Source organism: Oligoflexus sp., assembly GCF_035638955.1.
GTDB lineage: Bacteria > Bdellovibrionota_B > Oligoflexia > Oligoflexales > Oligoflexaceae > Oligoflexus.
Genome location: NZ_DASQYZ010000510.1, coordinates 1 through 11,139, shown reverse-complemented (window position 1 = coordinate 11,139; position 11,139 = coordinate 1). Strand labels below are relative to the sequence as shown.

At 49.0% G+C, this 11,139-nt stretch carries 8 protein-coding genes and 1 pseudogene; 7 read left to right on the top strand and 2 right to left on the bottom strand.

Going from position 1 to position 11,139, the window contains the following annotated elements; all coding sequences use genetic code 11:
* The first annotated feature begins 198 nt into the window (after positions 1-198).
* Positions 199-870, top strand: a complete 672-nt coding sequence (locus tag VE954_RS42045) for an IS6 family transposase (RefSeq protein ID WP_324964547.1) — start codon at positions 199-201, stop codon at positions 868-870.
* A 114-nt stretch (positions 871-984) separates the two neighbouring features.
* Here the strand turns inward: VE954_RS42045 and VE954_RS42040 are convergent, their stop codons facing one another.
* Complete coding sequence (locus VE954_RS42040) at positions 985-1,668, bottom strand: hypothetical protein (protein ID WP_324964545.1); 684 nt, start codon at positions 1,666-1,668, stop codon at positions 985-987.
* Positions 1,669-2,074: 406 nt separating this feature from the next.
* Here VE954_RS42040 and VE954_RS42035 point away from each other — a divergent pair, with 406 nt between their 5' ends.
* The 5 genes from VE954_RS42035 (at position 2,075) to VE954_RS42015 (ending at position 10,407) form a co-directional block, all read left to right on the top strand.
* Positions 2,075-3,727, top strand: a complete 1,653-nt coding sequence (locus VE954_RS42035) for a caspase family protein (protein WP_324964543.1) — start codon at positions 2,075-2,077, stop codon at positions 3,725-3,727.
* Positions 3,721-4,590 (top strand): hypothetical protein, encoded by an 870-nt coding sequence (locus VE954_RS42030; RefSeq protein WP_324964541.1) that lies wholly within the window; start codon positions 3,721-3,723, stop codon positions 4,588-4,590. Before VE954_RS42035 ends, VE954_RS42030 begins: the two co-directional genes overlap by 7 nt.
* On the top strand, positions 4,587-5,174 hold the full coding sequence (locus VE954_RS42025; RefSeq protein ID WP_324964539.1) for a sigma-70 family RNA polymerase sigma factor: 588 nt from the start codon (positions 4,587-4,589) through the stop codon (positions 5,172-5,174). Before VE954_RS42030 ends, VE954_RS42025 begins: the two co-directional genes overlap by 4 nt.
* Before the next feature lie 146 nt (positions 5,175-5,320).
* Entirely contained in the window at positions 5,321-8,941 is a 3,621-nt protein-coding gene (locus VE954_RS42020; RefSeq protein WP_324964537.1) for a hypothetical protein, read from the top strand.
* Positions 8,942-9,279: 338 nt separating this feature from the next.
* On the top strand, positions 9,280-10,407 hold the full coding sequence (locus VE954_RS42015; protein WP_324964536.1) for a trypsin-like serine protease: 1,128 nt from the start codon (positions 9,280-9,282) through the stop codon (positions 10,405-10,407).
* A gap of 23 nt (positions 10,408-10,430) precedes the next feature.
* Here the strand turns inward: VE954_RS42015 and VE954_RS44650 are convergent, their stop codons facing one another.
* The gene (locus tag VE954_RS44650) at positions 10,431-10,745 is read right to left on the bottom strand and encodes a DUF4143 domain-containing protein (RefSeq protein ID WP_414699078.1); all 315 of its coding nucleotides are present in this window, start codon (positions 10,743-10,745) and stop codon (positions 10,431-10,433) included.
* A gap of 140 nt (positions 10,746-10,885) precedes the next feature.
* Here VE954_RS44650 and VE954_RS42010 point away from each other — a divergent pair.
* Positions 10,886-11,139 (top strand): annotated as a pseudogene (locus VE954_RS42010) (IS6 family transposase); the annotation flags it as partial.

The window sequence follows — 11,139 nt, the reverse complement described above, 5'->3', positions numbered from 1 at the left end:
CCTTTGCCGTATCCCGGAAGGCCTCGCCTTCCAGACAAAGCTGTACGAACCAGCGTTCCCTTCCACCGATGGTTCTCTTAAGGATCTGACTGCTTTTGATCCTCTGCTCAAGGGCATGACGGTGATAGGGATTCTGCTGGTTCTGTTGCACCTGGATAAGCCCATGGTACTCTCCAGGAAACCTTGGGAGGCGGGCTCATGCTTTTTGACACCAGTGGGCACTCGTTCGAGCGCCAGATCATCATGCTCAACGTCCGCTGGTATCTTTCCTATAAGCTGAGCTACCGGGACCTTGAAGAAATGGCCAGGGAACGTGGGTTTGAAGTTGACCACACCACCATTTACCGCTGGGTTATCAAGTTCACGCCAGGGCTGGAAAAGGCTGTGCGCCGGCTTAAGCGGCCTCTGGGCAAAAGCTGGCGCCTGGACGAGACGTATATCAAGGTCAAGGGTCAGTGGAAATACCTCTACCGGGCCGTGGATAAGGAAGGTAATACCGTGGATTATTTGCTCACGGCAAAGCGCGACCGGAAAGCCGCACAACGATTTCTCTCCAGGGCCATCAGGTCAAACGGTGAACCGATAAAAATCACCATCGACAAAAGCGGAGCCAACACCGCCGGCATTCAAGCCTATAATGAAGGAGAAGGCACCGATATCGAAATTCGTCAGAACAAATATTTGAACAACGTTATCGAGCAGGACCGTAGGCCCATCAAACAGTTATGCAGAACCACGTTGGGTTTCAAGAGGTTTCGAACGGCAAGGATTACAATTGGCGGTTTTGAGGCGATGAGGATCATTCGAAAACTGCAGGTCAGAGCAGAGGGTGATACCTCTGCAGAGATCTTCTATTCCGTCGCTGCATGATCGTTCGCGAATCCGTGTTTCCCCTCGCTCAGCTTCTGCAAACGCAACACAACCGAAAGGCCTCCCTCGGCTGGTTTGCAGCCGGGTTTTAGGCTGAGCTTGGGCGTTGATGGTTTATTTCAACTTTGTCAAGGTCGTGGCTTTGCTATCGATAACGGCCCGGTTTTGAGCGGAATCTCCTGTTACTTTTTCACAGAAACCCGAGTCAACATCGTCTTGATCACACTCATAGGCCAGAGTTAGAGTATCGGCTGTTAACTGGAGAGTCGAAAAGATGGTCACACCGTCTGGCAAGGTCGCATTGTATTGAAACTGGCCAAAACCAAGGTCAGCAACAATCGAAAAGGTGGCTGTTTGCTCAATGCTTTGGCTGAATGCATAAAGGTCATCCGCGTCTTCGATTTCAATCCCAATTGCTTCTAACTTTTCGATGTAGTTTTTTATATCGGCTTCCGTGACCTGATTTGTGCAGGATTTATCCGTATAGAACGAAAATGTTCGGGTTAGGTTGCCATTGGCATCAAATTGAGTATTGATACGCTGTCTTCGAACGGGAGCCTCAAACCCAACGCTCGTTTCGTCCTGTGCAAACTCGCTGCAGATCGACCAGGATCCCAAGAAAGGAATATTGTCCGTGGGTTCTACAGTTGGTGTGACACCCGAGGCAGGATTTGCAGGCGTCGCAGGCATCGCAGCAGGATTCTGACTCTCCAGCTTTTTCTCAGTATCATTGCCTTTGCGATCATTCCCGCAACCGATGAGAGCCAAAAGCATAATTCCACTGCTCAAACTTTTCATTTCATTGCCTTTCGTGAAAGATCTTCTTCTTCAATCATTGAACTTGAAGTTACTACTCAAGATGCTAGACGCTTATGTTTTTGGGTTATTGAGAAAATTTTTTGAGAAAGATTTTGGGTATCAGGCTATGCGTCGCAATGCACCCCGAAATTGTGGACAAAAATTCTTCATCACTGGCCTTGCTAAGCACGTTTCCGTCGGCACAAACGTCGATATGACGGATTGTTCCAGTCAGATCGACTCCAGTCCTGGTATAAGGCCAGAAAGTTCTTGAATGATCCTTGTGCATTAGGTCATATCACGTGAGCTGCTGGTAGCCTGAGTTTTTCACCTATGAGCATACGCAATGATATCGTTTCCAAGGTTCCTCTGGACTTTTATCGTTCTCGTTTTCACAGCAGACAATATGATGGCTCAAGGTCTCCGGTTCTTGACCAATGAGGAAAGCCAGCTGGTGAAAGAACTGAATCGACCCCGACGGATTATTTTGGCCATTGGCATCAATTCATTCGACGATCCATTTTGGAATGCTCTGCAGTTTGCTGACTCCGATGCGACGAATGTTTTCCGCTTTCTTCGGGAGGAAGCTAATATCCCTTTCGATGCGGGGGAACTTATCACAACCAAAGGATCCAAAGACGGACGGGTCCGCCGCGAACATATACTCAAGGCCTTTGAGCGCCTAAAACGAATGAATCTCCGTGAAGATGATACTGTCGTTGTCTATCTATCGACCCATGGGACAATATACTACCGGAAGAACAAGAGCCCCGACGAACCCTCGTCCTATGTACCCTATTTTGTGGCATCCGACACTTCGCATTTGAATATTCAGGACACTGCGATAAGCCGGGATGAGCTGCTGGAAATGTTTCAGTCGCTCCGTTCCCAGAGAAAAGCTTTGATTATAGCCAGCTGTCATTCTGGAGGAGGCAAGGCACAATTGACTCCGGAAATTCAGGAAGCCATGAAGCGTCTCAAGGGCTCCTCTGATCCGCTCCTGATCCCGGCAGCGGGGAAGGGTTACTCCATTCTATCTGCTTCCAGCTGGAGCGAGCCAGCGGTCGAGAACCAGGAGCTTCGGCAGGATATCTATACGCACTTCCTTTTGGAATCGATGCGTAAAAACAATGGTCGAACCCATACCTTGACGCAGGCCCATGACTATGCCACTCGGAATACCGTGGCCTTCACGAAAAAAATGCAGCATCCCACCATGCAAATGGACCAATCCGGAGGGGATCCTATTGTTCTGAGCGGGGAAGTTGAATTCAAAGGGCTGGCCTTCCTTTATTCGTATATCAATACTTTGAAGAACTACGAACTGAGGCTCGGAGGGCAAAGCAAGGGTATTCTGGGCGAGAGCTATCTGACCATGCCTGAGGGCAAGCATCGTCTTGAAATCATCGATCCTGCAACAAACAACGTTGTGGTGAGTCGGGTCATACGACTGACAGCCGGCAAGGAATATAGTGTTTCGGATCTGATCCAGAGACGAAGAAGTCGGCATCTGCTGTTGGGTTGGGGACCTGGGCAATTTTTCAATAATGCCATCCGTGAAAATTTTGCAACTGAGCCCACGCCGATCAACTTTGCAAGTTTACGCTTTGACGAATCCTTGGATGTATGGGATTTCATTTTGAGTGCCGGATATAGTCCCTGGCAAGCGGAAACTATTCGGATTGGGACACAAGCTTTTCCCCAGGAGCGATCGACCGCGCGCCTCTTGCTTGCGCTCGGCACGCGGGAAACGAGTCAGTTTTTAAGAGTCGACGACAGTCTGCGCACTGAGTGGGGGGTTTATGCCGGACCATCACTACTGCGCCTGGAACGCAAAATCCAGGGTGAAAGTCGACAATCGACCAAGGCACCGGACGCTTCCGTTTTACTTCCCGGTGCTGGGTTTGGGACCAATTTCACCTTGCATCAGGTCCAATCGGGTCTGGCATTTGGAATCGGTGCTCAATATGATATGTATTGGAATCAGCGGCAGATTGAGAAAGTCGGGCGTCTCGTTTCCCAGGGCCAGATATCTGCTTTTGTAGGAGTGGGATGGTGACAGACCTTAAGAATAAGCAGTTTCACGAAGGAATCATTCACCTCAATGCAGATGACATCGATGCCTTGGCCAGGACCATGCATGACCTGACCGATGAAGATTTCGAAGCGGATTCCGAAGCATCCATGCCCGAAGCCTCCGAGAGTCGCCTCGATAGTGAACTCTTCGAATGCTTTACAGAGAAGATGCCGAGGCGCAGCATGAAGCGCGACCCGAGCTGTCTCGATGATAAGGAACTTTGGTCCCGCATCAGTCAGGCAAGAGCCTCTTCATCGGATGCCAGAGTCAAAGCTATAAGACCTCGTAATCGTGCTTTGACTATCTGGTCCAGCGCTTTGGCGGTGGCTGCGGTAATATTTCTATCGGTTCGCTTTTGGGAACCCGAACGCGACCGACTCGATCCATCTCTCAATTCCAATCTTAAGGGTATTGTCATCAAGGAAGGATTGATTAAGGAAAAGGGCTGCAATCTAGCTCTCAAGTCCGACGGTGCTACGATTCAGCCTGAAGTTACAGGCTCCGGTGTACCGGCATTAAGCTCCATTCTCCTGATGGCTCAATGCAAAAGTCGTGGTTACCTGCACCTACAGCTCATATCAGGAAGCGATCGGATCACCATTCCAAATATCCCTGTCGAAGCAAGCGGGGATCTGCAGGAACTGATGGATCAAAACCAAAAGCCAGTGGGCGTGATGACACCCAAGGAGGGTTTCCTGCAGATCACCTATGGTTTGAGTACAGATTCATTAAAGGACGAACATTTGGAACAGTTGGATACGGGAAGGTATCCACAGAAGCATGAAGCCTGGCTTTGGATGCGCGAAGTTCGTTGGACCATCCTTGAGCAGGAGGCCAGACAGTGAACTTACAGATCAATTTTGAGGATATCTACTACAGTAACATTCAGACCGTCCGAAAAATCATTTCGAGCTATCGCATCTATAACAGTACGGCTGATGATGTGGCGCAACAGACTTTTCTTCAGGCGTTTGAGAAGCTGCCCAGCCTCAGGGAAGCAAAATCTGCCAAAGCCTGGATTGCCATGATCGCGCGCAACAACTGTCTGAACGTTTTTCGATCCATGGAATATCAGAAGGTCGATCCTTTGGATGACGGGACAGTTGGTAAAACCGACCACTATGAATTGGGATTGTGGTTTGATCCCGAATCAGGTGTGGCTGATCTGGAGCTTGAACAGAACCTTGCCCTCTTGCGCCGCCTCCTGGATACCTATAAGAAAGTTCCGCGAGGGGTCGTCGCGCGGCTCTATTACATCGAAGGAAAGAGTACCAAGGAAATCTCCGACGAGTTGAAGATCGCGCAAAATACTGTCCTGAGTCACCTTCTACTGTTTCGTCGTGAGATGAAAACCGCCCTGATTCGGATGCAAAAACAAGCGGCTGATCCTCAGGTAAAACAAAAACTTCCAAGTGGGATCACAACATGATCGTGACGCGTGGCATAAGCGGATTTTGATGTTGTTAGCAGGTTAAAAATTTAGTTTTTACGGGCGCGCAACTTATTGACTCGTCCGAATTGACGCGTCATTGGCCTTACACTATAAGGCTGTGAGCTTCCACCTATCTGGGCACTATGAAAATAATCACAAGAGTCATCCAGCTTCTGCTTGTTCTGAGTTTTTCGGGCTGCGGTTCTCTGCCGTCCCGTTACGACCAAATTACACTTGATTGCGGAGATTTGGATGCTGGATCATCCGCTTCCTCAGGCCATCTCATTCAGGTGGCAAAGGATGGAAATCCGTATGATCCGACCCGGGTTTCGGCGAAATGGTATGAACGAGACTCCGAAACTCCGATCAAAGTTTCGTCCAAAGGCTGCGTTGCAACACCCAAGTCCCCTGGTGTTCTTAAGCTGATCAGCGACGATCGGAAATTTGGGATCTCATTGGACCTTCCAGAGAGTCAGTCATTGGCTGTTCTGAAACTGACGCTGAAACCTTTACGGTCAGCGAACTTTAGAATCGATTGTCGAGATCCGCTCCTCCTGCGTAACGCTGCCGACTTTTCACTTGCCTTGGAATGGGAAGTTCTCGAAAAGGATGATATCTGGCAAATCAATCAGATGCGTTACCAAATCGTGCAAGAAGGCAAAGCGATCGCAGAATCAAGTCTAATCCTTGATCGTGAAAACCCGAAAAAAAGTCAGTTGGCTTTGGGTCCTCTGCAACTCAAGGACGGTCGATATGCCCTAACAGCTCAGGCAAAAACAATAGCTGATGATACTGTAAATGCCGCCAATTCCTGCAGCTTCGATCTCGATCAAACTGCGCCCGATCAAACAAAAATTCTTGGGTCGAAGATTTCGCCAGTTGAAAGTCCTTTGCCACTCAACATTAGGTTTGGCCCAGATCAATATTACTATTGCATCAGCGCCGAAAGCAAAAAAGAGTGTGAAGACGTGGAGCAGTATAAAATCGCGACAGAGTTTGTCGCTTCCCAAGCTGCCGGGTCGCAAGTTCTGTATTCCTATAGCATGGATGCGGCAGGGAATCGCTCCGTTGTTTCAGCCGAGCCTTTCTTTCGTGATGTTTCGGCCCCAGGCATCCAGTTGCTATGGCTAAATCATCATTTGCGTAAAGACTTGAACTGGGCTGTGGAACCGAATCAAACATTCGCGTTTCAGGTTGCCGTCGATGATGACTCTGTCACGTCCAGTTTTATGAATAGCAATGAACTCATGAGAAATACCGTCTGCCGTGTTTCCTATGTTGATCAGGCAGGGGGACGATTTTCCGCCACGCAAGCACTTTGTACCGAGGGTCGTTGTGCAGGCAAAATAATGGACTCATGGGTCCCCTGTGACGGTTTGACCAAGTTTCAATTTCACGAAGATGCCTTGCATACCCTCTTTCATTCCCAGGTTTCGGTTGAAGTTAAAACACATGACCTGGCCAACAGGCAAAGTCATGCTTCCTCGGAGTTTTGGATAAACCCTCATGCTTTCAATTCATGGCAGAACACCAATGTCGATCTGGCTTTCCGGGAAACCCAACTGAATTTCGTCAACGACAACTTCGGTCGTTTTCTTGCTTTTTCAAATAACATCATGGGGCCAAACAAAATCCATCCGGCCCTCTTCTTTAAAGAGTCCGAGGACGCTGAATGGTCAAAGCCTATTGCGATTCGATCCAATGAAACTTCGATTTTTGCCTTAAGGGAACAAAACCTGCTGTTAACCAGGAGTCTCAGACCCGACGTCAAGAGTGACAGCCTTTGGCTGGTTGCAGGAAACCTTGATGCCACCTTGATGGAAGTTCCCTTGGCCAATGAGACGCGCGGAAAAGCCCTTGGTCCGTTGCAGCCCCAAGCATTTCCCATTCCAGCTTCCTTACTTGACAAGCTGGGCGAGCTTGGCCCTTGGGAAAGCCGATCGATACAAGGCATCACAGAGTTCCATGATGCTCAGGACAAACGAAAATTGCTCCTGCTTTTGAGCCGCCTGCACTGGCAGGGTTTCACCCTGAGTTTTGTGTTTCTGAGCTTTGACGGTAATGACTTTGCTTTGATAGCCGATTCCAACGGTCTTTTTCCTTCAAGGATTGATACCGTTGGCCCTGGATTGATGACGACGCCTCATAATCTTGTCACGATGCTTATTAATGGCCAATTGGCAGTTTTCAATCCCAATCAACCCAAATTATCCTTCCCGACCTTGAACCCTCTGCCGAAAAAAGGATTGCACTCGCTCTACAAGGATAAAAAAGGCTTTTATGGCCTTGCGAGCGAAAGCGTGCAACCTTTTGCGCTCCTCTTCAATGACGATGCTTCGTCCGCCACTCTCCAGCTTCTTCAGGCCGATGAACCCCTGAAGGAAATTAACGACATCAACCATCTCGTTAGAAAATCAGATGGAAGTTTTTGGTTGTCCGCGCTCAGTGTTTCAAATGCGCCTGTACTCTTTTCATGGAAACCCTGGACGCCTTCCCGAGCAGGATGGCTTCTGCAAGACAGTATCTGGAACTGGAGCACTGCCGGAAATTCTTTTTGGAGTTTTGGTCTTGGGATTGACCAGAACCTTGAACAGCTGGCTGTCACGACATTGGTCGATGCGTCCACTAACACGAATGGGCTGTCGCTCCGAATGATGCAAAACAATAATTTTATCGAAGTAAGCGATCAAGGTCTCTTTCGTGCAGGACTGCGGACACAGCCAACTCAACAAGTTATCCTGGCTCAGGATAAACTTGGAAATCTTGTACGACTCAGCTACTGGCGAACGACTCAGGACGGATATATTGCCGTCTCGAAACTGGGGGTTCCAGTTCCAGCGAAGAAAATTTCCTTGAAGCCACTTGTGGGAGGCAGCGCCTTTGCCATGCAGTCGCCCATCAGCTCTATGACTGTGGATCGCGATGGATCTGTCTGGTTCGAAGATACCTTGAGTGGCAGTGTCCAGCTGCTTGACCTGGATAGAGGCGTTTTTCTCCCTCAATTCGAGGTAACGCCAGCCAGCATCAAATGGAGAATGTTTGACTCCCAAGGCAACTATTGGGGCAGCGTGGGTCGCGAATTTACAGAAATTCAGTTGAGAAGACCTGATGACACCCGCCGCACCCTCAAGCTTGCCGAAGGTTTTCAAGGAGAACGGATCATTTGGAATGAGCCAAAGTCATGGATACTCGCAAGGCACAGGGTGAGTGGTGCCTCCAGACTTTTTGAACTCGATATGCAGAGCGAAACGATTCGTGAAGATAGGCAGCTGGATCAGGATGATTTCAGCTTTGCGGATATTATCCCTTTTCAAGGCAAACGACTGGCTTTGGTTCGAGCGAGCCGTGTGAACAGCGAAGGCTTGGGAAATTTTGCTCAGCTTAAGTTGTACGAAGATAATGGTAACAAATGGGTTGAATGGGACAATCCAATGCAACCCAAATGGCCCGATTGGCATTCCATGGCCCAGCAAGCCATCCTTGTGAAAGATGATGCGACGACAGAAGCCAGATTGTTTTATGAACCAGGAGTGATTTGGATTGCGGGAACCGGCGTCGATCCCAAGCTACCGATCCTGGCGCGAATGCCTTTGGATTCAAAGATCTGGACAGTATTTAACCTAGGTGCTGAGACTGTGAAATCCCAAGTTAAAGGTCTTTGGCTGGATCGTCAGCATCGTCTCGTCTTGAACACGGCAGACAAAATCTTTTACTATAATCCAGCGAACACAAATCAGGATAAGTGGATGGGCACAAGCCCTTGAGTGCCCACAATCTCTGCCTTTTGATCTCAACCAAACCTAGCTAAGCACTTACCGCCAAGCCCGATTCCAACGAACCACTTCAGAATTTCAGCTATGGTTGATTCAAGAACGGGGCTGTCGCAAAACCAGCCCTTGTCCGGGGTGTGACAGCCATGACGAAGAAAGTTGTCTCATACCTTGGACTTTAGGTTCAAGTTCCTGGAGTCGAGCCCAAAAATTCAGATCAATACCCCTGCCTCATTCTGATCTAACTGTATGATATCACGAATATCATTCAGAATGGCAAGGCTTTTGCTCAAGGTCCTGTCGTCACGCGATCTTTAGCAATAGGAGCAAATATGACAACTTCACATTCATTCCGCAGACAGCTTTGTGCCAGCATCGGCCTCTTCTTCATCAGTGCCTGTGGTGATTCCAGGCCCAAGGGTGACCCATCCTATCAGTTGAAGGTCACGAATAGTGTTAAGAAAAAACCTGCCGAGTTCAACGCCGTTGTTAAGAATGGTTGCACGGCCACTTTCGTTGCACCAAGCACTGTCCTCAGCGCTGCACATTGCTACAGCAACGTCGGAGAACTCCCAACGATAAATGGGGTCCAGGCTATTCGAAATGTCTCGCTGTCCGACATCACCGGCCAGCCCTGGAGCTATTCCAACGATATGCGGATCCTGGTCTTTCCCCGTGCTATTTCGCCCAATTGGATACCCATTTCCCTCGTTCCAGCTCAAATCGGCGATCTCGTGACCGTCGCAGGTTTTGGGGTACACGATCTCGAGACAGAAGCCAATGACGGCGAGTTCCATTATGGTACCAACTTTCTTTACGGCAAGGAGGATCTCGACCGCATTCTGACTGTCTATGGTGAGCGGCGTGAGAGCATACCCGGCAGAATAAGCCTCGATTCCCTGATCGGACCTGGTGACTCCGGGGGGCCGCTGATCCGTGATCACGCCATCGTTGGCGTGAACTCTTTTGTTACGTCTGGTAGAAAGGAATTTGAAGGGAAGAGTGGGTTTGTCGCTGTGGCCCATCCCGATTCGAAAGCCTTCTTCGATACCCTGATCTCCCAGGGTGTCGATATCCGTTTTGATACAGCAGGGTACCCCGATCGGGAATGTTTTGATGCGCGCGCCGATCGGCACTTTACAGTTGTAAAATTTGCCAAGCCTCGTTCCAAAATTGTCAGTGTCAGCGGTCGATGGAGTGCTGGAGCTAACTGGGATTATGTTACGGCGTTGGGTTATCCCCGTAATGAATGGAAGGATCGCCCCATGAACGCAGACGCTCCATTCGGTAGTTTGCTGATCTTGGGCAAAAGCTCAGATTCGGAACCTCTTGAGTATCTCGGTCACTGGAATGGTGCATTTCAAGCCAAAAAACCTTTACTAGCAGCAGCACTGAGAATGCATGACCAAGACCACGGATTGGACGATAATTCTGGAACTGTCCATGTATGCTTTGAATAAGATGGGCGCCCGGAAGCAGGTTTTTAAATGAGTGCTGTAGCCTCCTTCCAACCAACCACATGAACGTCCTCTCGCACAAAATTACCGGTCCCTCCAAATACAAGACCAGGGTTTTTCGCTCGTGGCTTTGCAAACGACAGATAATTCTGTAGGGTTTTCAAAAAATCACGATTAAAGGTTTCCCCCGACTTTATTTCAATAGGAATCAAAGCTTGGGATGTTTCAATGATCAAATCGACTTCAACGCCTTTATTTTCCCGCCAGAAGTAGAGGGGTGGAATTCGATGTTGATTTGTAAAATACTTATAGATTTCAGATATAATGAACGATTCAAAAATATGTCCTCAATGTGCGATGATATCCTCAGCGTGATGGATCCCCAGTAAGGAACAGAGAATTCGGTTCTGTTGCAAAAATCTCTAGCATCCTGACACGGAATTGATCATAGTCGCCAGTTCACCGTACCCAGGGAGTGGTTATGGCGCTGAGTTTCAAAGGACGGCATTTTGAAAAGTCCATTATCCTGACCTCCATCCGCTGGTATCTCAGCTATAAGCTCTCCACGAGGGATCTTGAGGAAATGATCTCCGAGCGCGGCGTTCAGGTGGATCACTCGACCATCCACAGATGGGTCCTTCACTATACCCCTCAGCTGGAGGTGGAGCTCAGAAAAAGGAAAAAGCCGGTATCCGGCCGATGGTTCTGGGATGAGCTGGCCATCAAGGTCAAGGG